This is a genomic window from Roseicyclus mahoneyensis (assembly GCF_003148775.1).
In the GTDB taxonomy this organism is placed as follows: Bacteria; Pseudomonadota; Alphaproteobacteria; order Rhodobacterales; family Rhodobacteraceae; genus Roseicyclus; species Roseicyclus mahoneyensis.
Genome location: NZ_QGGW01000009.1, coordinates 42,376 through 66,410, shown reverse-complemented (window position 1 = coordinate 66,410; position 24,035 = coordinate 42,376). Strand labels below are relative to the sequence as shown.

At 64.9% G+C, this 24,035-nt stretch carries 22 protein-coding genes; 10 read left to right on the top strand and 12 right to left on the bottom strand.

Annotated elements, in window-relative coordinates; translation table 11 throughout:
• Nucleotides 1-69 precede the first annotated feature (69 nt).
• A complete protein-coding gene (locus C7455_RS16120) occupies nt 70-1,062 on the top strand; it encodes a type I glyceraldehyde-3-phosphate dehydrogenase (RefSeq protein ID WP_109669963.1) in 993 nt (330 codons plus the stop codon).
• Nucleotides 1,059-2,507 (top strand): NAD-dependent succinate-semialdehyde dehydrogenase, encoded by a 1,449-nt coding sequence (locus tag C7455_RS16115; RefSeq protein WP_109669961.1) that lies wholly within the window; start codon nt 1,059-1,061, stop codon nt 2,505-2,507. Before C7455_RS16120 ends, C7455_RS16115 begins: the two co-directional genes overlap by 4 nt.
• A gap of 115 nt (nt 2,508-2,622) precedes the next feature.
• Here the strand turns inward: C7455_RS16115 and C7455_RS16110 are convergent, their stop codons facing one another.
• The 12 genes from C7455_RS16110 to C7455_RS16055 form a co-directional block, all read right to left on the bottom strand.
• Nucleotides 2,623-3,306: a GntR family transcriptional regulator gene (locus tag C7455_RS16110; RefSeq protein WP_109669959.1), complete on the bottom strand. Its 684-nt coding sequence runs from the start codon at nt 3,304-3,306 to the stop codon at nt 2,623-2,625.
• 52 nt (nt 3,307-3,358) lie between these two features.
• Nucleotides 3,359-5,359 (bottom strand): 3'-5' exonuclease, encoded by a 2,001-nt coding sequence (locus tag C7455_RS16105; protein WP_109669957.1) that lies wholly within the window; start codon nt 5,357-5,359, stop codon nt 3,359-3,361.
• An 82-nt stretch (nt 5,360-5,441) separates the two neighbouring features.
• Nucleotides 5,442-5,975, bottom strand: coding sequence for a hypothetical protein (locus C7455_RS16100; RefSeq protein ID WP_109669955.1), 534 nt, complete (start codon nt 5,973-5,975; stop codon nt 5,442-5,444).
• 16 nt (nt 5,976-5,991) lie between these two features.
• Complete coding sequence (locus C7455_RS16095) at nt 5,992-7,806, bottom strand: DUF294 nucleotidyltransferase-like domain-containing protein (protein WP_109669953.1); 1,815 nt, start codon at nt 7,804-7,806, stop codon at nt 5,992-5,994.
• 102 nt (nt 7,807-7,908) lie between these two features.
• Nucleotides 7,909-9,690 (bottom strand): sodium:solute symporter family protein, encoded by a 1,782-nt coding sequence (locus tag C7455_RS16090; RefSeq protein ID WP_109669951.1) that lies wholly within the window; start codon nt 9,688-9,690, stop codon nt 7,909-7,911.
• An 18-nt stretch (nt 9,691-9,708) separates the two neighbouring features.
• Nucleotides 9,709-9,966 (bottom strand): DUF4212 domain-containing protein, encoded by a 258-nt coding sequence (locus tag C7455_RS16085; RefSeq protein WP_109669949.1) that lies wholly within the window; start codon nt 9,964-9,966, stop codon nt 9,709-9,711.
• 97 nt (nt 9,967-10,063) lie between these two features.
• Nucleotides 10,064-10,753: an adenylate kinase gene (locus tag C7455_RS16080; RefSeq protein WP_109669947.1), complete on the bottom strand. Its 690-nt coding sequence runs from the start codon at nt 10,751-10,753 to the stop codon at nt 10,064-10,066.
• 8 nt (nt 10,754-10,761) lie between these two features.
• The gene (acs, locus tag C7455_RS16075) at nt 10,762-12,705 is read right to left on the bottom strand and encodes an acetate--CoA ligase (protein WP_109669945.1); all 1,944 of its coding nucleotides are present in this window, start codon (nt 12,703-12,705) and stop codon (nt 10,762-10,764) included.
• Nucleotides 12,706-13,211: 506 nt separating this feature from the next.
• A complete protein-coding gene (locus tag C7455_RS16070; RefSeq protein ID WP_109669943.1) occupies nt 13,212-14,204 on the bottom strand; it encodes a LysR family transcriptional regulator in 993 nt (330 codons plus the stop codon).
• Complete coding sequence (locus C7455_RS16065; RefSeq protein ID WP_109669941.1) at nt 14,204-14,914, bottom strand: Ldh family oxidoreductase; 711 nt, start codon at nt 14,912-14,914, stop codon at nt 14,204-14,206. The genes C7455_RS16070 and C7455_RS16065 overlap by 1 nt, the downstream gene beginning before the upstream one ends.
• 45 nt (nt 14,915-14,959) lie before the next feature.
• A complete protein-coding gene (locus C7455_RS16060; RefSeq protein WP_109669940.1) occupies nt 14,960-15,898 on the bottom strand; it encodes a hydrogen peroxide-inducible genes activator in 939 nt (312 codons plus the stop codon).
• A gap of 245 nt (nt 15,899-16,143) precedes the next feature.
• Nucleotides 16,144-17,064 (bottom strand): hydrogen peroxide-inducible genes activator, encoded by a 921-nt coding sequence (locus C7455_RS16055; RefSeq protein WP_109669938.1) that lies wholly within the window; start codon nt 17,062-17,064, stop codon nt 16,144-16,146.
• 99 nt (nt 17,065-17,163) lie between these two features.
• Between C7455_RS16055 and C7455_RS16050 the strand changes: the two genes are divergently transcribed.
• The 8 genes from C7455_RS16050 (at nt 17,164) to mnhG (ending at nt 24,035) form a co-directional block, all read left to right on the top strand.
• Nucleotides 17,164-18,129 carry a universal stress protein gene (locus tag C7455_RS16050; protein ID WP_170119108.1) on the top strand — a complete coding sequence of 322 codons (966 nt, stop codon included), beginning with the start codon at nt 17,164-17,166 and terminating at the stop codon, nt 18,127-18,129.
• A gap of 69 nt (nt 18,130-18,198) precedes the next feature.
• Complete coding sequence (locus C7455_RS16045; protein ID WP_109669934.1) at nt 18,199-20,508, top strand: putative monovalent cation/H+ antiporter subunit A; 2,310 nt, start codon at nt 18,199-18,201, stop codon at nt 20,506-20,508.
• Nucleotides 20,505-20,933, top strand: a complete 429-nt coding sequence (locus C7455_RS16040; RefSeq protein ID WP_109669932.1) for a Na+/H+ antiporter subunit B — start codon at nt 20,505-20,507, stop codon at nt 20,931-20,933. Before C7455_RS16045 ends, C7455_RS16040 begins: the two co-directional genes overlap by 4 nt.
• Nucleotides 20,933-21,307: a Na+/H+ antiporter subunit C gene (locus tag C7455_RS16035; protein WP_109669931.1), complete on the top strand. Its 375-nt coding sequence runs from the start codon at nt 20,933-20,935 to the stop codon at nt 21,305-21,307. Before C7455_RS16040 ends, C7455_RS16035 begins: the two co-directional genes overlap by 1 nt.
• Nucleotides 21,304-22,905, top strand: a complete 1,602-nt coding sequence (locus C7455_RS16030) for a Na+/H+ antiporter subunit D (RefSeq protein WP_109669929.1) — start codon at nt 21,304-21,306, stop codon at nt 22,903-22,905. The genes C7455_RS16035 and C7455_RS16030 overlap by 4 nt, the downstream gene beginning before the upstream one ends.
• Entirely contained in the window at nt 22,902-23,381 is a 480-nt protein-coding gene (locus C7455_RS16025; protein ID WP_245904378.1) for a Na+/H+ antiporter subunit E, read from the top strand. Before C7455_RS16030 ends, C7455_RS16025 begins: the two co-directional genes overlap by 4 nt.
• A gap of 5 nt (nt 23,382-23,386) precedes the next feature.
• Nucleotides 23,387-23,713: an MrpF/PhaF family protein gene (locus C7455_RS16020; RefSeq protein WP_211315504.1), complete on the top strand. Its 327-nt coding sequence runs from the start codon at nt 23,387-23,389 to the stop codon at nt 23,711-23,713.
• Nucleotides 23,706-24,035 (top strand): monovalent cation/H(+) antiporter subunit G, encoded by a 330-nt coding sequence (mnhG, locus tag C7455_RS16015; protein ID WP_109669927.1) that lies wholly within the window; start codon nt 23,706-23,708, stop codon nt 24,033-24,035. Before C7455_RS16020 ends, mnhG begins: the two co-directional genes overlap by 8 nt.

Here is a 24,035-nt window from a genome sequence, read left to right as displayed (position 1 = left end):
CCGGGGGGGAGGGGGCCTTGCGCCCCGGCTCGGGCAGGGGCATCACTGAGCGCAGGCAGGGGGGATCGGATGACCATCAAGGTAGCCATCAACGGCTTCGGGCGTATCGGGCGGTCTGTTCTAAGGGCCTGGCTCAAGGGCGGCTGGCCCGGGATCGAGATCGTGGCGCTGAACGACATCGCGCCGCTGAAAACCTGCGCTTACCTGTTCCAGTATGACAGCGTCTTCGGCCCCTGGCCCGAGGAAGTCGCGGTGGGTGAGGGAGTCTTGCGCGTCGGCGGGCGGGTGTTGCCCTTCACGCAGGTGGCCGATCTGGCGCTTTTGGACCTGCGCGGTATCGATGTGGTGATGGAATGCACAGGGCTGGCGCGGACCCGCAGCTTCGCCGAGGCGGGGCTGGATGCGGGGGCAGCGCGGGTTCTGGTTTCCGGGCCCTCGCCGCAAGCGGATATCACCGTGGTGATCGGCGCCAATGATGGCGCGCTGACGGCGGCGCACAAGATCGTGTCGAACGCGTCATGCACCACCAATGCCGTGGCGCCCTTGGCCGCGATGATCGACGCGGAATGGGGGCTGGAGTCTGCGCTGATGACGACGGTGCATTGCTACACCGGCAGCCAACCGACAGTGGATCAGCCGATGGGCGAGGATTTCGCCCGATCCCGCGCGGCCGCCCTGTCGATGGTGCCGACAACGACAAGCGCGGCCACGCTGGTCGACGCGGTGCTGCCGCATCTGGCGGGGCGGATCACCGGGTCGGCGGTGCGGGTGCCTGTGGCCTCCGTGTCTTGTGTCGATCTGGCCGTCATCACCCGCGAAAAGCCGCAAGCCGAGGTGGCGCAGGCCTTCTTCCGCGACCGGGCGGGGCCGATCGTGGGCTTCACGGATCAGACGCTGGTCTCGACCGACCTACGGGCGCGGCCCGAGTCGCTGATCGTGCAGGGTCCCGAGATCAAGCGCGCCAAGGGCGGCATGCTGCGGGTCTTTGGCTGGTATGACAATGAATGGGGATTTTCGTGCCGGATGCTAGATTTGGCCGAGAGAATGGGAGAGATGCGATGAGCGATTGGCAGAGTTGGAAGCGTGAGGCGAACCATGTCGGTGGGGCTTGGGTGCAGGCCGATAGCGGCAAAACGATCGACGTGACGAACCCTGCCACGGGCGAGGTGATCGGCACCGTGCCCGCCTGCGGTGCGGCCGAGACACATCGCGCCATCGACGCCGCCGCGGCCGCTTTCCCGGCCTTCGCGGCGCTGGACTTGATGAGCCGCGTGGGCCTGCTCTGGAAGCTGCATGACGCGCTGATGGACAATCAGACCGCTTTGGCGGAACTCCTGACCATCGAGATGGGCAAGCCGCTGGCCGAGGCCAAGGGCGAGATCGCCATCGGCGCGCAATACGTCCGCTGGTTCGCCGAAGAGGCGCGCCGAGCCAAGGGCGAGATCGTGCCCGCGGGCGTGAACGGACGGCGCATCCTTGTGACGCGGCATCCGGTCGGCGTGGTGGGGATGATCACGCCGTGGAATTTCCCCTCCTCCATGCTGGCACGCAAGATCGCACCTGCGCTGGCGGTGGGTTGCCCCATTGTGGCCAAGCCCGCGACGGCGACGCCCTATTCGGGCCTTGCCTGGGCGGCGCTGGCCGAAGAGGTGGGCTATCCGAGCGGCGTGGTGAACGTGGTCACGGGATCGGCGCGCGCCATCGCGGGGGCGATGATGGAACGGTCCGAAGTGCGCAAGGTGACCTTCACCGGCTCGACCGAGGTCGGCAAGGAACTGATCCGCGCCTCTGCCGATACTGTCAAGAAGCTGTCGATGGAACTGGGCGGCAACGCGCCCTTCATCGTCTTCGAGGATGCCGATCTGGACGCGGCGGCCGACGGGGCCATCGTGTCGAAATACCGCAACTCGGGGCAGACCTGCGTTTGTGCGAACCGGATCTATGTGCAGGCCTCGGTCCATGATGCCTTTGTCGAGAAACTGGTTGAAAAGACCAAGGCGCTCAAGGTGGGCGACGGGCGCGAGGCGGGCGTGGCCCAAGGGCCGCTGATCGATCTCGACGCCGTGGCCAAGGTCGAGGAATTGCTCGATGACGCCAAGGGCAAGGGCGCGACCGTTGTGCTGGGCGGATCGCGTCACCAGCTGGGCGGGACCTTCTTCCAGCCCACGGTGCTGACCGGGGCGACGCAGGACATGGCCTTTGCGACCGAAGAGATCTTTGGGCCGGTGGCACCGGTCTTTGCCTTCGAGACGGAGGCGGAGGCCGTGGCCATGGCCAATGATACCGTCTTTGGCCTTGCGTCCTATGTCTACACCCGCGACCTCGGTCGGGCCTTCCGCATGAACGATGCGCTGCAATACGGGATGATCGGCATCAACTCGGGCCTGATCACGACCGTCGAGGCCCCCTTCGGCGGGGTAAAGGAGAGCGGCATGGGCAAGGAAGGCGGAAGCCAGGGGCTCGAGGATTACCTCGACACGAAATACGTCTGCATCGACGGGATCTGAGGCGCAGCGATTATGCGCTGCGCTTGTGGGTGAGCGTGGATGCCTCCGGCGGGGATATTTTCGAAACAGAGAAGCTGGGACGGGAGCGCGCCGGGCCGTTAACCTTGATGCAGGGTTAACGGCCGTAGGTCAGACCGTCTGCGATCAGGCGCATTGTCTGGCGCGCGAGGGGCCTGCCCATTCTGTCGCGGGCGGTGCGTGTCAGGACCAGCAGTGCTGTGTAGCGGTCACATGACAGCGCCACGCTGTCGCTCATGCTGGTGACGGTGGCGCTGAGCTGATCCTCGATTGCGGCTGAGGTCAGCCCGGAATCTGCAAGCAGGTCTTCCAGCGGCACGGCGGCATCCTCGTCTAGCGCGGGCAAGATCGCCTCGGGCATGATGACGCTGTCCAGACCGGCGCGAGCGCCGTCCCGGCGCAGGGTCCGCTCCAGCACCGACAGGCGGTTGGTGCCGAACAGATCGGCCTCGGCCGGATCGGCTCCGCGGGTCAGGGCACGGGCGCGGAACACCTCGAAAGCCGGCACCTCGCCGGTGATGTCGCGCAGGCAGGCCGCGGGGGCCGGCGGTGCGGCCACGCTGTCTTGATCGGCGACCAGCGTGCCCCGTCCCGGTTTGCGGTCGAGATAGCCCATGCCCTCGAGCGACATGAGCGCACGACGCATGGTGCCTTGGCTGACGCCGAATTCTTCGGCCAGAACGAATTCATTGGGCAGGCGAAGGCCCACGGCCCAATCTCCGCTACGGATGCGGCGGATCATCTCGGTCTCGGCGGTCTTGTAGAGCGGCGTTCGGGCCATGGTGCTTACAAATGTCCTTTTGGCGCAGGGTTGGCCGATGCGGCCACCTTGGTCAATTCAGATGCTCGATCAGGCGGCTGTGGCGGTCGAAAGCCTTGATGAGTGCCCCCAGATTGGGCAGGTCTGCCGCTTCGAGCATCGGGATCATCTTGCGAAAGGCCTGCGCTGTAGCAAGCGCGTCGCCGATTGCGGTGTGGCGGTCGGCCTCGGGGATCTCGATATGAAGCCGCGCGCAAAGCGCGTCGAGCGTGTGTTCCGCCGACTGCCCGTAGAGGATCGCAGAACACAGGACCGTGTCGAGGATCGGCTGGTCAAAGCGTTTGCCGATCTGGATTTCGCGCCGCCTGAGAAAGCTCATGTCGAAAGGCGCATTATGGGCGACGAGCACCGCACCTTGGGCAAAGGCATGGAAGCGGTCCAGCGCCTGTTCCACCGGGGGGGCATCGGCCACCATCTCGTTTGTGATGTGGTGGACGGCGGTGGAGCCGGCCGGGATCGTGCGACCGGGATTGACCAGCATGTCGAAACGTTCGCCCGGGACGATCTTGCCGTTGACCACACGCACGGCCGCGATCTGGCAGACCTCGTCGACCTGCGGGTTCAGCCCGGTTGTCTCGGTGTCGAAGATCACGAAGCTGAGCGATTTCAGTGCGGTCGCCGCGAGGTTTTCGGGAATGGCCGCGTTCAGCAGGTCGAAATCATACATCACCACGCGTGCCGGCCCGGTGGCGCGGGGGTTCGCGCGCGGCAGGCTAAGCCGCAGGGCGTGGCGACCGGGCCCTGCGGGTTCGACCGTGAGGGTGGTGCCGTGGCTGAGCAGCACATCGGCCCCGGTGAATCCGACCATGCCGGGCGACAAGGGTGCGGCCAGCCAATCCAGCGCCGCGTCGGGCCGGGCGGCGGCACCTTCGAGGCTGAGAATGGCGGTCTCGGGGGTCCGGCTGGCCAGCGTCAGGGTCAGGGTTGTCGCGCCGATGCCGGTCCAGTCAAGGGCGAGACGTTCGAACAGGCGCGTGATGGCGAAGCCGTCGCAGCGCAGCGCCGTATCGGGCAGGTCGGAGGTGATCGTCAGGCCCTTGCGCGCAAGACGGTCGGCAAGGCCCGCGCCCAGATCCGGGGCCGACAGCGCCTCCATCGGCCACCAGTCAGTGTCGGTCCGGGCCTTTTGGGCGGCCGTTGTGGCGGCAAGTCCGGCAAGGCGGCTCCGGGCCGGGCTCTCGGGAAGCTCAGGCAGCAGGGCCAGCACGCCGTCGAGCAACTGGTTGAGCAGATGCGCGCGCTCTGCCTGCACCTTGAGGTCGGCGGTCACATCGCGCAGCGTCAGAACATAGCCAGGGCGGTCGGTTTCCTGCCCCTCCAGCCGCAACAGGCGCAAGCGCGCCTCAAGCAGGCGGGCGCCCGCGCGCGTTGTCACAAGGATGTCGGTGCCCTCGTCGGTGTCTTTGGCGGCGAGGCGATCATAGGCTTGCAGGATCGGGCCCATGCGCAGCAGGCCACCGACCGGGCGGCCAAGGCCAAGACCCTCGGCCTCGCCCAGCAGTTCGCGGCAATGACCGTTGTAGAGCGCGATGGCATGATGCGGCGTGCAGAACAAGACGCCGTCGGGCACCTCGGCCAGCAGGGTTTCCAGACGGGTCTTTTCGGTGGCCAGACGCGCGGTTTCCCGCCCCACGGCCATGGCCATGGCATTGCGTGTCTGGGTCAGGTTGGTGGCCATTGCATCGGCGGCGGGGGCCAGATCGCCAAGATAGCGGCCGATGGCGTGGTCGATGCCTTGGTCCACATCTGCATGGGCGCGGGCACGCAGGTCGGCGGCCAGCCGTTCGACGGGGCGCGCGACATGCTCGTCGAACAGCACCCAGACCCACGTGGTCAGACCGCCGATGGCGAAGACCGCGACGAGGCCTGCCATAACGAAGGAATTCAGCGCATGCGCCTCGCCCAGCCGGATGTAGCCGATGGTCAGGCCCGCAATCACGAGGGCCGAGCCGCCCAAGGCCAGAAGGGCGAAGAACAAAAAGATGCGCAGACGCAGGGATAGCCGGGTGAACATCGGTCGGGGGCCTCCTCCTTGCCCCGGTCTCTGGGTGGGTCAGTGGCGGTCCGCGCGACGCCCCCGGCCCGGTCTTGCGGTGTCAGCTGCCTGCAGTCTCCCCGCCGCAGACGGCGCTGACGATGGGATCTTCCATGCCGGTTTCGCGCCAGATCGCGCCCTCGGGCTCTCCGGCTTCGGTGAAGGTCGTGGTAGCGATGAGGTCGGTCCAGCGGGCGTTTTCACAATCAACCAGCGCCGGACGGACGATCTGCGGCTGCCAGCGCTCCTGGATGCGCAATTGCACCGCAAGTATGCCCGATCCGGGCGCGGTTTCCACGTTTTCGGACGGCGAGAAGCCGATGAAGCCGCGCACCCATGGCCGCACAAGGGTCCAAGGCTGATACCAGGCCTGTTGCTCGCGGGTGGTCACGGTCACCAGATCCCCGGCCATTGTGCGCCGTACGCCGGATTCCCAGCTGTATTCAAGGGCTATGGTCGCCACGATCATGGTCAGGCCCGCGCAGACCGGGATGATACCCTTGGGCAGGCGGTCGCGCGTGAGAGACCGCAGCACAAGGCCGATGCCGGCCCCGGAGAGACCTGCGAAAATGACGGTGACAAGGGACCAGAACATGAGTTTGGGGGTTCTTTCAGTTGAGGTAGCCGCGGCCGGAAGCGGCGGCGTTCTGCATGGTCTTGATGACGACGAAGGCGTCGCGCAGGTGGCTGCGCTCGAAATCGCTGAGATCGGCGGGCGGCATGAAATTGTCGGGCTTGTCGCCGCGCTTGATCTGGGCGGCCTGATGGGCGAGCCGCGTGTCGGCGATCATGTCATAGGCATCGAGCAGGTCGCGCCCGCCCGAGGAGGAGACGGCGCGCGCCTCGATCGCGGCCAAGAGGCGCGCGCGGGTGTTGGCCTGCGTCAGCTGCCCGGTCAGCGCGTAGATGCGGCCAAGGTCGACCACGGGCACGACGCCCGCGTGTTTGAGGTCAATGGTGTTCTTGTGCTCACCCGACCGCACGGTGGCAAAGCCCCTGAAAAGGCCAAGCGGCGGCTGATGCTTGAGCGAGTTCGACACCATGTGGGCGACGAAGATCGAGTTCTTCGAGGCGGCGGCCAGCGTTTCGGCCTGCAGGTCGGAGAAGAGCGCGGTTGTACCGCCGATGGCGCGCAGGTCGAACATGACCGAGGCGAGCATCTGTGCTTCGGGATTGGGGGTGGCGATCCAGCCGCGGAAATACTGCCGCCAGACCCGCAGCGGTTGGCGCCACTTGATGTTGGTCGCCATCATGTCGCCGGGGCAGTAGAAATAGCCCGCTTCGTTGAGGCCGTCGCTGACGAATTTGGCAAGTTCCGCGAAATAGGCGTCATCGGGGGGCGTGGCGGCATCGTCGAGGATCAGGCAATTGTCCTGATCGGACACGCCGGTCTGTTCCTGCCGCCCCTGCGATCCGCAAGCCAGCCACAGGTAGGGCACTGGCGGCGGGCCCAGTTTCGCCTCGGCCAGCACGAGCAGGCGGCGCGTGGTGGCATCACAGATATCGGTGATCAGGCGCGTCACGGTCTGATGCGGGTTCTGCGCGCCGACCAGTTGCACCAGAAGGTCGGGGATGCGGGCGACGATCCGGGCGAGCGTCGCGCTGTCGGGTGATGCCGCGATCTCGCGGATGAGCGCAGCGGAGGAGGTGGCCTGAAACCGGGTGAGGTCTGTCTGGGTCAGGATGCCGACCAGCAGTCCGCCTTCGACCACGGGCATGTGAGTGATGCCACGTTCGACCATCGCGTGCAGCACATCTGCCACCAATGCAGTCGGAGGCAGGGCGATGGGATCCAAGGTCATCACAGCGCTGACGGGCGTGTCGGTCGGGCGTCCCTCTGCCACGGCACGGCCGGTGATGTCGCCGGTGGTCAAGATGCCCTTCGCCACGCCATCGACGGTTGCAATGATGCACGACACATGCAGGTCGCGCATCTTGCGCGCCGCCTCGATCAGCGGGGTCTCCGGTGCACAGGTCAGCGGGTCGCGCGTCATCAGGTCGGACAGCGCCATCGTGGTGATGTCTTGCCGTCGCGCAGCGGTGGGCCGGGTGCGGTCGAAGAATTTGAGCACCCTTGGCTGGGCCGCAACCAGCGCCTTGAACACCGGCGCGGGGATGGCCAGCACCTCGCTGGTCTCGGTCGCTGTGGCGGTGACGGGTGCTATGCCGTCGCGCAAAAGCCCGCGTTCGCCAAAGGAATTGCGAGGGCCGAGGATCGACAAGAGGTCGCCACCATCGTCCGTGATCTCGATCCGACCGCTCAGGATCAGGCACAGGGCGGTCACGGGCTTGCCGATGACATAGACCGTTTCGCCCGGCGCCACCTTTCGGATGCCGGATTGTTCGGCCAGCGCCTGCCGTTCCTCGGGCGTCAGCAGGTCATAGGGATGGGTCTGGGCAAGAATGGCGGCAATGTCGGCGGTCATGGCCAGTGCTTTCCAAGAAAAAGGCGCACCCCGAAGGGTCGGGATGCGCCGCGTGATTGACCAGAGCCCGCGGTGTCGCAGGCTCCGGGATCGGCTTTCGCCTTACTTGTTCAGCGCACCACCGGCGCCGCGCGGAATGCGAACGCTTTCCACGAGGTCCTGGATGTGCTGCGGCGGGGCTGCCGTCATGCTGGACACGGCATAGGCCACGGCGAAGTTGGCCAGCGCACCGATCGGGCCGAAGTGGGTCGGCGGGATGCCGAACAGGTAGTTGGCCGCGGTGTTTTCCAGCAGGTTGGTGCCGGGGATGAAGAAGATCCCGAGGTAGGTGAACAGATAGGCGCAGGTGAGGATCAGACCGGCAAGCATGCCCGCCGTCGCACCGGCTGCGTTCATCCGCTTCGAGAAGATCCCCATCATCAGGGTCGGGAACAGCGTGGCCGCTGCCAGACCGAAGGCCAGCGCCACCACAAGGGCCGCGAAGCCCGGTGGGTTGAGGCCCAGCCATGTCGCCAGCGCGATCGCACCCGCCATCGAGATCCGGGCGGCCAGAAGTTCGCCCTTTTCCGAGATGTTGGGGTTGATCACAGATTTGATGAGGTCGTGGCTGATGGCCGAAGAGATGGCCAGCAGAAGGCCCGCCGCCGTGGACAGTGCCGCCGCGATGCCGCCTGCGGCGATCAGCGCGATGACCCAGCCCGGAAGCTGCGCGATTTCAGGGTTGGCAAGAACGAGGATGTCCTGGTTGAAGGTCACCAGTTCGTTGCCTTCCCAGCCACGCTCGGCGGCCATTTCCTGCATCGCCGGGCTACGTTCGTTGTAGTACTGGATCAGGCCATCGCCGTTCTTGTCTTCCACGCCGAGCAGGCCGGTGGCCGACCAGGTGCGGAACCAGTCCGGCAGGTCGTCGACGGCAACAGGCTCACCCTCAACGCCATTGGGCCACATGGTGGTCATGATGTTCAGGCGCGCCATCGCACCCACGGCCGGAGCGGTGAGGTACAGAAGCGCGATGAACACCAGTGCCCAGCCGGCGGACCAACGGGCGTCGGCCACCTTGGGAACGGTGAAGAAGCGGATGATCACATGCGGCAGACCGGCGGTGCCGATCATCAGCGAGAGCGTGAACAGAGCCATCAGCCACGGCGTGTTGCCGGTGGTGTACTGGTTGAAGCCCAGATCGGTCAGCAGACCGTCGAGGGTGACCAGAAGCGGGGTGCCCGCACCGGCCTGACCTTCGGACATGTTCGAGAACAGGCCCAGACCCGGGATCGGGTTGCCGGTCAGTTGCAGCGAGATGAACACGGCCGGGATGGTATAGGCGATGATCAGAACGACATACTGCGCCACCTGCGTGTAGGTGATGCCCTTCATCCCGCCCAGAACGGCATAGATGAACACCACGGCAGATGCCGTCAGCAGACCCACTGTCGAGCTGACCTCGAGAAAGCGCGAGAAGGCCACGCCAGCGCCGGTCATCTGGCCGATCACATAGGTCACCGAGATCACGATCAGGCAGATCACGGCGACCACGCGGGCGCTGTTGGAATAGAAGCGGTCACCGACGAATTCCGGCACGGTATACTTGCCGAACTTGCGCAGGTAGGGGGCCAGAAGCATGGCCATAAGCACGTAGCCGCCCGTCCAGCCCATCAGGAAGGACGAGTTGTTGTAGCCGACGAAGGCGATGAGACCCGCCATCGAAATGAAGGAGGCCGCCGACATCCAGTCGGCCGCGGTGGCCATGCCGTTGACGACGGGGTTCACACCCCGGCCAGCGGCATAGAATTCCGATGTGGAACCCGCGCGGGCCCAGATCGCGATCCCGAAGTAGAGCGCAAAGGACGCGCCCACCACGATGAAGTTGAGTGTTGTCTGATCCATGGTCTGGTCCGTTCCCTCTTATTCGTCCACACCATGTTCCTTGTCGATCTTGTTCATGCGCCAAGCGTAGAAGAAGATCAGGACAAGAAACACGAGGATCGATCCCTGCTGGGCAAACCAGAAGCCCAGATCCGTGCCGCCCACAGCAATACCGCTGATCAGCGGACGCAGCAGGATCGCGAAGCCGTAGGACGCAAGTGCCCAGATCACGAGGCAGACCGTGATCAGGCGGATATTCGCGGCCCAATACGCGTTGTTATGTGGCTTTTCGGCCATTGCTTACTCCCTTCGAGTGGTTCCTGCCGGCCGGCCCCTCCGTGGCCCGGCAGACATGTGATCGCCGGAGGGGGTCTGTCCCCTCCGGCGAATTCTTTCAGGCGGTCGTGAGCTTTTTCACGATCGCGGCCAGATCCGCACGCACCTGTCCGATCTCTGCCATCGCATCGATCTCGGTCAGGGTGCCGCGGGCGGCGTAGTAGTCGATCAGCGGCGCGGTGTCGGCGTGATAGGCCGCCAGACGGGTGCGCACGGTGTCGGCATTGTCATCGGCGCGGCGCTTCATCTGCGTACCGCCGCACTTGTCGCAGACGCCAGCCGTGGCCGGCTGCTTGAACAGGTCGTGGTAGCCTTCGCCACAGCTGGCGCAGGTGTAGCGCCCCGACACGCGACCCACCATGGCCTCGTCGTCGACGGCCATGCTGATGACGGCGTCGATCTGCTGCGCGCGCTCGGCCATCAACTCGTCGAGTGCGGCGGCCTGACCCGCGGTGCGGGGAAAGCCGTCAAGGATGATGCCCGCGGCCACATCGCTATCGGCCAGGCGTTCGCGCAGCACGGCCAGCACGATCTCGTCACTGACGAGCGCCCCGCTCTCCATCACCGCCTTGGCGGCAAGCCCGGCCTCAGTGCCGGCCGCGACCGCTCCGCGCAGAAGATCGCCCGTGGACAGTTGCACTAGGCCGAAGGCGTCTTGCAGCATGCGGGCCTGAGTGCCCTTGCCCGCGCCGGGCGGCCCGAGCAGGATCAGGTTGACGGGGCGGGTCTTGGTGGCGCAGTCGGACATGGCGGCGCTCACTGCTTGGACCGGTTGGCGATCAGCTCGTCCACCACCGACGGGTCGGCCAGCGTCGAGGTATCGCCAAGGCTGCCGAAGTCGTTCTCGGCGATCTTGCGCAAGATGCGGCGCATGATCTTGCCAGACCGCGTCTTGGGCAGACCGGGCGCCCACTGGATCACGTCGGGCTTGGCGATCGGGCCGATCTCGGTCCGCACCCAATCGGCGAGGGTTTTCTTCAGCTCTTCCGAAGGGGTCTCGTCGGCCATCAGGGTGACGTAGCAGTAGATGCCTTGCCCCTTGATCGGGTGCGGGTAGCCCACCACCGCAGCCTCGGACACGGTTTCATGGGCGACCAGCGCGCTCTCTACCTCGGCGGTGCCCATGCGGTGGCCGGAAACGTTGATCACGTCATCGACGCGGCCGGTAATCCAGTAGTCGCCATCATCGTCGCGCCGGCAGCCGTCGCCCGAGAAATAATAGCCCGCGTAATCGCCGAAATAGGTCTTTTCGAACCGCTCGTGATCTTCCCACAAGGTGCGCATCTGTCCCGGCCAGCTGTCGGCCAGAACCAGCACGCCCTCGACGCCATTGCCTTCGATCACCTGTCCGGTGGTCGGGTCCAGCACCAGCGCCTTCACCCCGAAGAAGGGTTTTTGCGCGGCACCCGGTTTCAGCGCATGCGCGCCGGGCAGGGGTGTCATCATGTGGCCGCCGGTCTCGGTCTGCCACCAGGTGTCGACGATAGGGCATTTGCCCTTGCCGACATGCTCATTGTACCAGTTCCACGCCTCGGGGTTGATCGGCTCGCCCACCGAGCCAAGCAGTTTCAGCGAGGAGAGGTCGTATTTCGTCACATAATCCGGTCCCTTGCCCATCAGCGCGCGGATCGCGGTGGGGGCGGTGTAGAATTGCGTGACCTTGTGCTTTTCGCACACGGCCCAGAACCGGCCTGCGTCGGGGTAGGTCGGCACGCCCTCGAACATCACAGTGATGGCGCCATTGGCCAGCGGTCCGTAGACGATATAGCTGTGGCCCGTCACCCAGCCCACGTCGGCGGTGCACCAGAAGACATCACCCTCCTTGTAGTCAAAGGTGATCTCGTGGGTCATCGAGGCGTAGACAAGATAGCCGCCGGTGGTGTGGACCACGCCCTTGGGCTGGCCGGTGGAGCCGGAGGTGTAGAGAATGAACAGCGGATCTTCGGCGTTCATTTCCTCGGGCGGGCAGTCGGTCGAGGCTTCAGCGGCCAGCGAGTCATACCAGTGGTCGCGCGCCGCGATCCAGGCGACCTGCGCGCCGGTGCGCTTGACCACAAGGCATTGCACGTCGTCATCGCAATGGAGCAGCGCCTTGTTGACGTTGTCCTTGAGCTCGGTCACGCGGCCCCCGCGCGGCGCGCCGTCCGAGGTTATGACCACCTTGGCACCACAGCCGTTGATCCGGGCTGACAGGGCATCTGGCGAGAAGCCCGCGAAAACAATGGAGTGAACCGCGCCGATCCGTGCGCAGGCCAGCATGGCATAGGCGGCCTCGGGGATCATCGGCAGGTAGATGACGACGCGGTCACCCTTTTTCACGCCGAGCCCCTTGAGCACATTGGCGAAACGGCCGACGTGGTCGGCAAGCTCTTTATATGTGATGTGCTGCGCCGGGTCGGTCGGCTCATCGGGTTCGAAGATGATCGCCGTCTGGTCGCCGCGGGTCGCAAGGTGGCGGTCGATACAGTTGGCGGCAACGTTCAGCGTGCCGTCCTCGTACCAGTTGATATGCACTGCGCCGGGACCGAAAGAGGTGTTCTTGACCTTGGTGTAGGGCTTGATCCAGTCAATCCGCTTGCCATGCTCTCCCCAGAACGCATCGGGGTCGTCGACCGACGCGGCATACATCTTGTCGTAAAGGGCGGCGTCGACATGGGCGCCGGGCAGCAGGCTGGGATGGGTCTGGGTATCGGTGGTCAAGGTCTCTCTCCCTCAAGGTTTTTTGCGCACTGGCACGCGCGCGCACGTCGGACACACGATGGGCGGCCTCGAAACGGAACCGTTTCGCGGGTCTTTAGGATCATGCGACGCGCATCAGCGCCCCGCCGCTATCCTGTGCCCCGGACCGGGACGATGTCAGATGGTCAGCCTCCCCCAACCTTGCGGCCTTGTGTCTGGTGGCGCGATCCGGGTGGTCCTTCTGTCCCTCCGACCCCGGGGCGCAACCTGCTGCGGCCGCTACATCCGCCGCGAACGCCCATTGGGTGCCGTTGCGGAAAGTACCGGAAAGATGACAGGTCGGTGACGAATCCAGAACATCTGTCTGAGGGACAACGATTTTTGTGTAAAAGGATTTGTCCGTGCAGCGCAGAAAATGTGAATAATTTTACATAAAGCGAGAATTGTGCAGGGATTTCAGCGCCTTCTCTCCAAAGCTTCGACGTCGGCTTCGGCTTGAAACCCTTCGGCCGCAGTGACTGGGGCGCTCAAGCCTCTGGTGCGGCGGCACTGCCGTCTGTCTTGACCCTGAAACAATCTGCCAGCCACGGCATGCGCGCTCGGCCCGGGGCGGCGAAATGATCCTCGATCAGGTCGCGGGCGCGGCCAGCGATCTGAGCCGGAATCGGCCCCGTCCAATCCTCTGTCGCATAGAGCACGATGCGCCGCGACATCGGAGCGCCGGGCAGGGGGTGGGCGTCGATCGCCCCGGCGAAGCGGCCAGCCCTGAGCAGGCTCAGCGGCGTGGTGATGGTCCAGCCGGTCCCACCCGCCACCAGCGCGCTGATCGATTGGTTGCTGTCCATCTCGAACCGGTTGGGCAGGCTCAGCCCCGAAGCGGCGAGGTAGCGTTCGATCTGCTGGCCCATGACCTGATCGGGGTCTCGGCGCAAAAAGGTCAGGCCGGTCAGCCCCGCCAGACCGCCTGATACGTCGATGCCCTTGGGCACGGCCAGAATGTAGGGGTCGTCGATCAGTGGATGGACCATGCTGCCGCTTGGATCAGGATGGCCCGCGGCGCAGATGGCGATGTCAAGGTCGCGTCGCGCGATCTGGGCATGCAGCGCATGGCTGGCCCCGGTCACGAGGCGAAAGGCGCATTGGCTCATTGCGTCGGCCAGATCGGTTGCCAGATGCGGCGTCACCTCGTTCTCGAAATCTTCGATCACGCCCATCGACAGCGCCGACAGATCGGCAAGATCCAGCATGTTCAGCCCGCGCTGGCCCGCGCGTAGCGCCTGCAACGCCGCCTCGGCGCGGCCAAGAAACAGACGCCCCGCGGGGGTCAGCACCATGGGGCGCCGCGAATGGTCGATCAGGTCCACACCCAGCGTCTGGCTGAGGTTGCGCATCTGCTGCGACACCGCCGGCGCACTGAGGCCCAGACGGTCGGCAGTCACGGCCACCGATCCGGTGCGGGCCAGCATCTCGAACACCTCGAGACCGCGCAGCGTAAGCCCCTTGAGCAGCGTGTCGGGCATCAGGCGGTCACCAGCTGTTCGAGAAGTTCCGAGGAAAAGGCGATTTCGCGCGCAGGGGGTGCGGCCGGCACGACCGACCAGATGTCGGCGGCCAGCATCCGGTCGCCCGCCGCCGCGGGGTCCAGTGCCACGATCCAAGCGCCATGGGAAACCGGGCCGTCGAGAGGCCCGTCCGCGGGTTGCCCGCCCATTGGCTGCGGCAAGAGCATGGCCAGCACGTCGCGTGGCGGATGCCGCAAGGTGGCCGGGGCCGCGATGTCGGGGTGGGCGATGCGCCCGGCCCCAACCGCGCCAAAGGCCAGCACGGCAAGGCCGTAGCGCGCCAGCGCGCCGGACACGCCGATCATCGCCCCGGGATCGCTGGCCCGATCGAGCCTGAGCAGCGCGATGCCTTGCTGGCGCGCCAGATCGTGCAGGGCGCCCACCGCGCCTTCGAGTGCTGCGGCAGCAAAGCCATGGCCGGCGTCGCAATGCATCAGGCCGGGGCGCGGGCGGCTGACCTGAGGTCGAGCGCCGGCCTCGATCCGGCCATAGCGCATCAGGCGGATGTCGCGCAAAAGGGCCTCTATGCCGTGCTGGCGCTCGCCTGCGGCCTCGGCTGCGGCGACCTCGGCGGAAACGGCCTGCGCAACCGCGTCCGGTGCCCCGGCGCGGGTCAGGCAATCCTGCGCGAGGGCGCAGACATCGGACAGGCTCAGGCGCTCGATCATGGGCTCAGTCTTGCCGCCGTGCCTTGGGGCGTCAATGGCGCAAGATCACCCTTCGATCACCAGTTGCGGAAAACGCCGTGCGGTGTCGCGCATCGCGCCCGCCAGACGTTCATAGGCAGGGGCCGCCCCCGACGCCGTGCGCCAGACAAGCCCGACCGAACGCGCAAAGCGCCGTCCCCGGAACGGGCGGATCTGCACGTCGCGCGCGCGCCCCTCGATCTCGCTTTCGACGTAGAGCGCGGGCAGGAAGGTCAGGCCCATGTTCATCGCCACCATCTGCCGCAGCGCATCCAGTGACGTGCCCTCATAGTCACGCGACAGGTCGGCTCCGGTTTCGGCGCAGACCGCCGAGATCAGGTCATAAAGCGCATAAGCCGGTGACAGCGCCAGAATGGTCTGGCCCGACAGGTCCTCGTTCGTCAGCATCTCGCGGTCTGCCAGCGGATGGCCATTGGGCATGGCCACGGACAAGGGTTCGCGAAACAGCCGGGCGGTCGACAGGGTGGCCCCCGACACCGGAAGCTGCGTCAAGATCAGGTCATGCACCCCGTCATGCAGCTCGCGCAGCAGGTCGCGCGGCGTCGCCTCGCGGATATAGAGCCGAAGATCGGGGTTCGTTGCGCGCAGGTCGCCCACCACATGCGGCATTAAATAGGGCCCCAGTGTCACCGAGGTGCCCAGACGGATGGTGCCGCCCAGCCCCGATTTCAATGTCACCGACAGATCCAGAATGCCTTGCGTCGCGTCGAGGATCTCACGCGCGCGTCGCGCCACCTCCCGGCCCGCCAGCGTCAGGCGTACCGGCCCGTGACCGCGTTCGACAAGGGTCAGCCCCAAAGCCTCCTCCAGGGTCTTGATCTGCACAGACAAGGACGGTTGCGAGATGCCACAGCTTTCGGCTGCTTCCCGGAAATGCTGCGTTTCCTCGAGAGCGAGCAGGTAGCGCATCTGGCGAAGGGTGATCGGGGGGACTGAAATCGGCATGACGGGCAAGTTAGGTTTTTCCAATCAGAGATCAACATATTTCATGCTTCAAACTATCAAACAGCCGTATTACATCTGGAGCATGCCCGGTAACGGGGAAGCGGAACGTGGGCACGCACGGGCCGCGACCGGAGACACGGCCTTGCTGGTGGTTGTCCCTTCCAGCGCTCACGGACCTGGTCGGTCTCCAAATCGGGTGCATCGCTTCGGTCCCTGCCGTCAACCGAAGCGGTGCACCCGGCACTTCAATCGATGACCGTCACTTCGGGTGCTGTGTCTCGCAGGATTCGCCGCAAGACCTGCGCCAGTTCGGCGTATTCTTCAGCCCGCGGCGCGCGCCTGCGCCAGACCATGCCGACGGTGCGAAACGGTTGCGGGCCAGAAAGCGGCCGTGCCGTCACCAGACGGTTGGGTTGCACCTCGGACCGGACGTAAAGTGCCGGCAAGAGCGACAGGCCCAGACCCATTCCTACCATCTGCCGGATCGTGTCGAGCGAGGTCGCCCCGTAATCGAGGCTGATCTCAGCGCCGGTGTCGGCGCAGATCTGGCTGACCTGTTCATGCAGCTTGTGCCCCGGTTCCAATGACAAGATCGTTTCCCCGCGCAACCGCTCGCGCGGGACAATGGCCAGTTGCGCCAGCGGATGATCGTTGGGCGCGACCGCCAGCAACGGCTCGCGAAACAGCCTTGCGGTCTCCAGTTCGCTGCCGCGGACTGGCAAGGGGATGAACAACAGATCCAGCGTCCCCTCGTCCAGCCGCGTCATCAGATCTGCGGAAACCCCCTCGCGGACATAAAGCCTGAGACTGGGGTGCGAGGCATGCAGGTCCGGAATGACCAAGGGCAGAAAGTAGGACCCGAGCGAGGCCACGACGCCCACTCGGATCGTGCCGCCCAAAGGTTGTCGGCCGCGGTTGGAAAGCTCGGCGATCTCGTCGACCTCGCGCAGGATGCGCCGCGCGCGGGTGGCGATCTCGTGCCCCTCGGGTGTCATCAGCACCCGCGAACGAGAGCGTTCGACCAACTGCAGGCCGAGTTTTGCCTCGAGCGCGGCAAGCTGCGCCGAGAGCGTGGGCTGGGTCACATGCGCCCGATCCGCGGCGCGGCCGAAGTGCAGTGTTTCATCCAGCAAGACGAGATAGCGGAGTTGCTGGAGCGTTGGCATATTGGCCACCTTATAGATAATTTCTATGAAAAGCCAGTTTCGTTTCGATTGGACCTATCTGGGTGCCGTCCCTATCTGCCGACAGTGAAGGGTGGTGCAATGCGACACGTGAAATCCATTCTGGCCGTTCTGACCGCCGACAGCCTGTCGGACGTCGCGCTCGCGCGCGCTGTCAGTCTGGCGCAGGTGAGCCGGGCGGCGCTAACTCTGGTCGACGTGATCGACGGTGCGCCGGGGGAACTCGGGCGATTGATGGCGGCGCTGACTGGACAACGCGGTTCTGCCATCGAGGAGGATGTGATCGCCTTCCACCGCGCGCGCCTGTCCGGTTTCGCAAAAAAGGCCCGCGCGCAGGGGATCGAGGTGACCGAAGCGGTGCTGCAGGGTAGTCCCTTTCTTGAGGTGATCCGCATGGTGCTGCGCGAGGGGCATGATGTCGTGATCAAGGGCGCGACCCTCAGTGCGGAGGGGCGTGGCACCCTCAAGGGGTTCGACATGCACCTTTTGCGAAAATGTCCTTGCCCGGTGTGGCTGCTGATGGCCGAGGGCGACACGAGGTTCGCCCGCGTTCTGGCCACCATCGATCCGCCCGGGCAGGACGATCCAGCGCGCGACAGCCTTGACCATCAGGTTCTGGGCATCGCCTCGGATCTTGCAGTGCATGATGGCGCCGATCTGCAGGTGCTGCACGCATGGTCCCTGCCCGGCGAACGTGCCTTGCGCCAAGGCCGCTTTGGCAAGGCGCGCAAAGGCACAGTCGACAGCCTCATCGCGCAAGAGGAAACGGCCGCACGCGCCCGGGTCATGGCGCGCATGAGCGACCATCCGCAGGTGCCGAAAACCGCCATCCACATGCAGCAGGGCATCGCGGCCGATGTCATCGCCCAACATGCCGAGGCCAGTGGCGTGGATGCGATCGTCATGGGCACGGTCGGACGCACGGGGGTGTCGGGATTCGTGATGGGCACGACGGCAGAGACGATCCTGCGCCGGGTGTCGTGTGCGGTGATCGCGGTCAAGCCCGACGGCTTCGTGTCGCCGGTGACGCTGAACCCGGTCATCTGACCGGCCCGGCCAAGACAAAAGAAAAGGCGCCGGCAAGCCGGGCCGGATGCAAGTGAGAGGGACAACGAGGTGGCCAAATCAGATGCAGTCGTGCCGCGGGTCTATGGCGGGCCGGCGGGATGGATCTCGGTGGCGATCCCTGCGGGGATCTTTGCCTATCTCCTGCAATTCCTCGCACCCGTGGCAGCCGGGACGCCGGTGACGCTGGGCTTTGACTGGGTTGGATCGCTTGATGTGCGCCTGTCGGTGCTCATCGACGGGCTGAGCCTGACCTTCGCGTTGCTCATCTCGGGCATCGGCACATTGGTCACGCTGTATTCGACGAAATACCTCGGCAACCACCCGGAATACCCGCGCTTCGTGCTGTTTCTGATGCTGTTCATGATCGGCATGCTGGGGCTGGTGCTGGCGGACAACTTGATTGCGTTGTTCGTGTTCTGGGAGATCACGACGATCTCTTCCTACCTGCTGATCGGATTCTCGTCGGACGAGGCGAAATCGCGCCGCTCGGCCCTGCAGGCGCTCTTGGTCACGGGCACCGGCGGGCTTGCCTTTCTGGCGGGCGTCATCTTGCTGGGCACGGCAGCGGGGTCGTTCGAGCTGTCGGTGATCTTGACGCAGGGCGACGCGATCCGGGCGCATCCGCATTATGTGCCGATTGTGATTCTGTTCCTTGCCGGGGCCTTCACCAAATCGGCGCAGTTCCCGTTCCATTTCTGGCTGCCCAACGCGATGGCCGCACCGACGCCGGTGTCGGCCTATCTGCACTCGGCGACGATGGTGAAGGGCGGGGTCTATCTGATGGCGCGGATGAACCCCGCGCTGGGCTCGACCGACCTGTGGTTCTGGACGCTGGTCATCGCGGGCGGCTTCACCACGGTTTTCGCAAGCCTGCTGGCGATAAGGCAGACCGACATCAAGCAGGTGCTGGCCTATACGACGCTGATGGCGTTGGGTGCGCTGACGATGTTCATCGGGGCGGGGACGCCCGCCGCGATCACCGGCATGATGACCTTTCTGGTCGTCCATTCGCTCTACAAGGCGGCGCTGTTCTTGATGATCGGCATCGTCGATCACGAGACCGGCACGCGCGAGGTGGACCAGTTGCGCGGGCTTGGCCGCAAGATGCCGCTGACCTTTCTGGGCGGTGCCATCGCGGGCCTGTCGATGGCGGGCATACCGCCGCTGGTGGGATTCATCGGCAAGGAGTTTCTCTACAAGGCGGGTCTCGATCTCGATCGCGGCATGATCTGGGTCACCGGAACGATCTTTGCCGCTTCGGTGCTGATGTTCGTCGCGGCCGGCATCTCGGTGCTGAGACCCTTCACCGGCAAGCTGTCGAACACACCTCAGGCCCCGCATGAGGGGCCATGGGCGATGTGGATCGGACCGCTGATCCTCGGCTGCCTGTCGCTTGGTTTCGGCCTGTTCCCCGACACCATCGAGGCATGGCTCGTCGCGCCGGGCACATGGGCCGTCTATGGCGATTATTCCTATGCCGTGGACCTGTATCTGTTCCGCGAAGTGAACGCGGCCTTCGTCCTGTCGTTGGTGACCTTCGCCACGGGCGCGTTGCTTTATGCGGTGCACCGGCCCTTGCGCGACCGGCTTGGCCGCATCATCGAGGCCAACCCGGTCAAGTTCGATGCCGGATGGGACCGGACGCTTGACGGGCTCAAGGCGCTGGCGGCATGGCAAACGAACATCCTGCAATCCGGCGTCTTGCAGCGTTACATCTTCACGGTCTTCGCCACACTGGCCGTCGGCGTCGGAGCAACGATCTGGCTCAAGGATGCGCTGGATTTCACCGTTGACTGGAATGACGCGCTGGCCGGGCTTCAGTTCAAGCATTGGGCTGTCGTTCTCTTCGTAACGGCGGGCGCCGTCCTGACCGCCATCACGTCAAGCCGGATGACCGCCATCGTGGCGCTGGGCGTCGTGGGCATCGGTGTGGCGCTGATCTTCATCATCTTCAGCGCGCCCGACGTCGCGATCACGCAACTGCTGGTCGAGGTTCTGGTCGTCGTGCTGGTGGCCATTGCCATGCTCAAGCTGCCGTTGCTGGGTCTGGCACGCGACCGCAAGCGGCGGCCGGTGCATGCGGCGCTGGCGGTCACCATCGGCGCCATGGTCACCATGGTGATGGTGGGCGTCTTGCAGGGCGAGCTGGACCGCCGACTGACCGACTTCTTCGAGACAGCAAGTTGGACCGAGGCCTACGGGCGCAACATCGTCAACGTCATTCTTGTCGATTTCCGCGCCATCGACACCTTCGGTGAGATTGGCGTCGTCGTGATCGCGGCGCTGTCAGCATACGCGCTGCTGCGGGGCACCCGCTACGAGCGGCCGGAATCCAAGCTGGAGGATCGGGCACAATGAATTCCATCATCCTCAACGCGGCGACGCGACTGCTTGTGGCGCTGTTGCTGCTTTTCTCGGTCTTCATGCTGCTCAGGGGCCACAACCTGCCCGGCGGTGGCTTCATCGGCGGGCTGATCGGCGCCACGGGCTTCGTGCTCCATGCCATCGCCATGGGCGCGCAGGCCACCCGCGACACCCTGCGCCACGAGCCGCAGGACATCGCCATGATCGGGCTGGGTATCGCGCTTGCCTCGGGTGTCTTCGCGGTCTTCTTTGGCGAAGCCTTCTTCACCGGCCAATGGTGGTTTGCGGGCGCCGATCCATCAGATCCCGACGACAAGGGCCTGCCGATCAGTTCGGTGCTGTTCTTCGACATCGGGGTCTACCTTGTCGTCTTCGGGTCGATCCTGACCCTCGTGCTCGCGCTGGAGGAGGAAGTCTGATGGAGATCTTGATAGCCATCATGGTCGGCGTGCTGGTCGCGGCCTCTGTCTACCTCATGCTCGCGCGCAGCGTGCTTCGGTTTCTGTTCGGGCTGATCTTGATCTCGAATGCGGCCAATCTCGTGATCTTCGTCTCGGGTCGCCTGACCCCCGAGGCGCCGCCACTGATCGTCGAAGGCGCCGATGCGCCCCTGGCCGAGGTCGCCAATGCGCTGCCACAGGCGCTGGTGCTGACGGCCATCGTGATCGGCTTCGGCCTTTTCGCCTTTGCGCTCACGCTGGTCTACCGGACCTACCAGAATCTTGGCACGCTCAATTCCGACGAGATGCGGCTGGCCGAACCTATCGACGTCAAGGCGGAGCCCACGAAATGAGCTGGGTTCTCGCAAGCCCCATCATCATCCCCTTTGCGACCGCCGTGCTGGCCTTCTTGTTCCGGCGCGGACCCGAAGGGCGCTGGCTGTCCGTCATCGGGTCCGCGGCCCTGCTGGCAGCCTCGATCGTGCTGATGATCGAGGTGCTGGATGACGGCGTGGTCGCGGCCCAGATGGGCCAATGGGCGGCACCTTTCGGCATCACGCTGGTGGCCGACCTGCTGAGCGCGGTGATGGTGGTCATCACCGGCATCACCGGGTTGGCTGTCGCGGTCTACGCCCTGTCCGACATCGACCAGCGCAAGGAGGCGCTGGGCTATCACGCCTTGTTCCAGGTGCTGCTGGCCGGTGTCTGCGGTGCCTTCCTGACCGGCGACATCTTCAACCTCTACGTCTGGTTCGAGGTGATGCTGATCTCGTCTTTTGGCCTGCTGATCCTTGGCGGGCAGAAGATGCAGCTGGATGGCGGCATCAAGTATGTGACCCTCAACCTGGTCTCCACGATCCTGTTTCTGGCCGGTGTGGGCCTTCTTTACGGGATGACCGGCACACTCAACATGGCGGACCTGCATGGCGCTGTGCAGCGGGTCGAGAACCCCGGTCTTCTGGTCGTCATCGCGGTGATGTTCATGATCGCCTTCGGTGTGAAGGCGGCTGTGTTCCCGTTGTTCTTCTGGCTGCCGGCGAGCTACCACACGCCCGCCTTTTCGGTCTCGGCGATCTTCGCGGGCCTGCTGACCAAGGTGGGCGTCTACGCGCTGATCCGGACCTTCACGCTGATCTTCACCACCGATGTGGCCTATACCCATACGATCTTGCTGTGGGTGGCGGGCTTCACCATGGTGACGGGCGTTCTGGGTGCGGCCGCGATGAACGATTTCCGCCGCATCTTGTCGTTCCACATCGTCAGCCAGATCGGCTATATGATCCTTGGTCTTGCGCTCTACACGCCTTTGGCGCTGGTGGGGGCGGTGTTCTACCTTGTCCACCACATCATCGTGAAGGCGAACCTCTTCCTTGTCGCGGGCGTCGCGCAGCGAATCGCGGGGTCGACCGATCTGGATCGGATCGGGGGCCTCTATCGCCACGCGCCCCTGCTGGGCCTGTTGTTCCTGATCCCGGCCTTTTCGCTGGCGGGCTTTCCACCGCTCTCGGGCTTCTGGGCGAAATATGTGCTCATCAAGGCCTCGCTCGATGCCGAGCACTATGTTCTGGCTGGTGTGGCGCTGGCGGTGGGGCTGCTCACGATCTATTCGATGACCAAGATCTGGGGCAACGCGTTTTGGAAGCCGCACCCCGACGGGGCCGAGCCGCGGCTGTCGCAATTGTCAGGCACCGACCGTGCAGCGCTTCTGACGCCCATCGCGGTGTTGGCTGGGATGACCTGCGTGATCGGGTTCTTCCCCGAGCCCTTCGTGCAATTCGCCGAACGCGCGGCAGCCCAGTTGCTGGATCCGACCGACTATGTGGCAGCCGTTCTGGGCACGTCTGACGTTCCTGACCTGTCGGGCAGCACCGGGTTCGCCACCCCTGACGTGCCCGTTCCGGACGGCGTCGACGCCTTGCCCGAGACACCCGAGACGGAGGTCGCGCCATGATCAACATATTTGTCCTTAACATGGCGTTGGCGGTGGCATGGGCGGCCTTGACCGGCAACATCACGCTGAGCGGATTGGCCGTGGGCTTTGTGCTGGGGTCGGTGTGCCTGTATCTCACCCGGTCTCTCTATCCCGGCTGTGACAGCTATTTCCGCCGTGCCGCCAAGTGGACCAAGCTGATCGTCCTGTTCTTGCGCGAACTGGTGGTGTCCTCGCTTCAGGTGGTATGGGACGTGCTGACGCCCACCCAAAAGGCGCGGCCCGGCATAATCTCGGTGCCGCTGAAGGTGACGCGCGAGATGGATATCTTGCTGGTGACCAACCTGATCTCGTTGACGCCGGGCACGCTCAGCCTTGATGTGACAGAGGACAACAGCACCCTCTACATTCACGCCATGTTCGCCGATGATCCCGACGAGATCCGTCGCCAGATCACCGAGGGCATCGAACGTTGGGTCATCGAGGCAACGGAGTAGACGCCATGGATATTCTGGGAACAGCGATCAACGTGTCCTTTGTTCTGGTGATGCTGGGGGTTGTCTTTGCCTTCATCCGGCTGGTCTTGGGGCCAAGCCTGCCCGACCGGATCGTCGCGCTCGACATGATGACGGTTCTGATCGTCAGTTTTTGCGGTCTCTACGCGATCTTGTCGGAGGATACGGCCTTTGTGGACGTGGCAATCGTGCTGGCCCTTGTCGGGTTTCTTGCCACGGTCGCGCTGGCCCGGTTCGTCGAGCGCCGCACCCTGAGAGGCGATGACCCGCCCCGGATGGAGACCCCAGACAGCAAGGAAGACGCCAATGGCTGAGTGGATCATGGCAGGATTGGTGGTGCTGGGCGGGTTTTTCTGCTTTGTCGCGGGGCTTGGCGTCTTGCGCCTGCCCGATGTGTTGATCCGGATGCATGCCTCGACCAAGGCAGGCACGCTTGGGGCAGGTCTGATCCTTGTGGCGGTTGCCATCTATTTCGGAGATGCGGCCACGATCACACGGGCCATCGCGGCGATCTTGTTCCTGCTGCTGACGGCACCCGTCGCCGCCCACATGATCGGCCGCGCGGCCTTTCGGGACGGCACGCCATTGTGGCGCACCAAGATCGAGGCCGGTGCCGAGGACAAGCTGCGCGGCTAG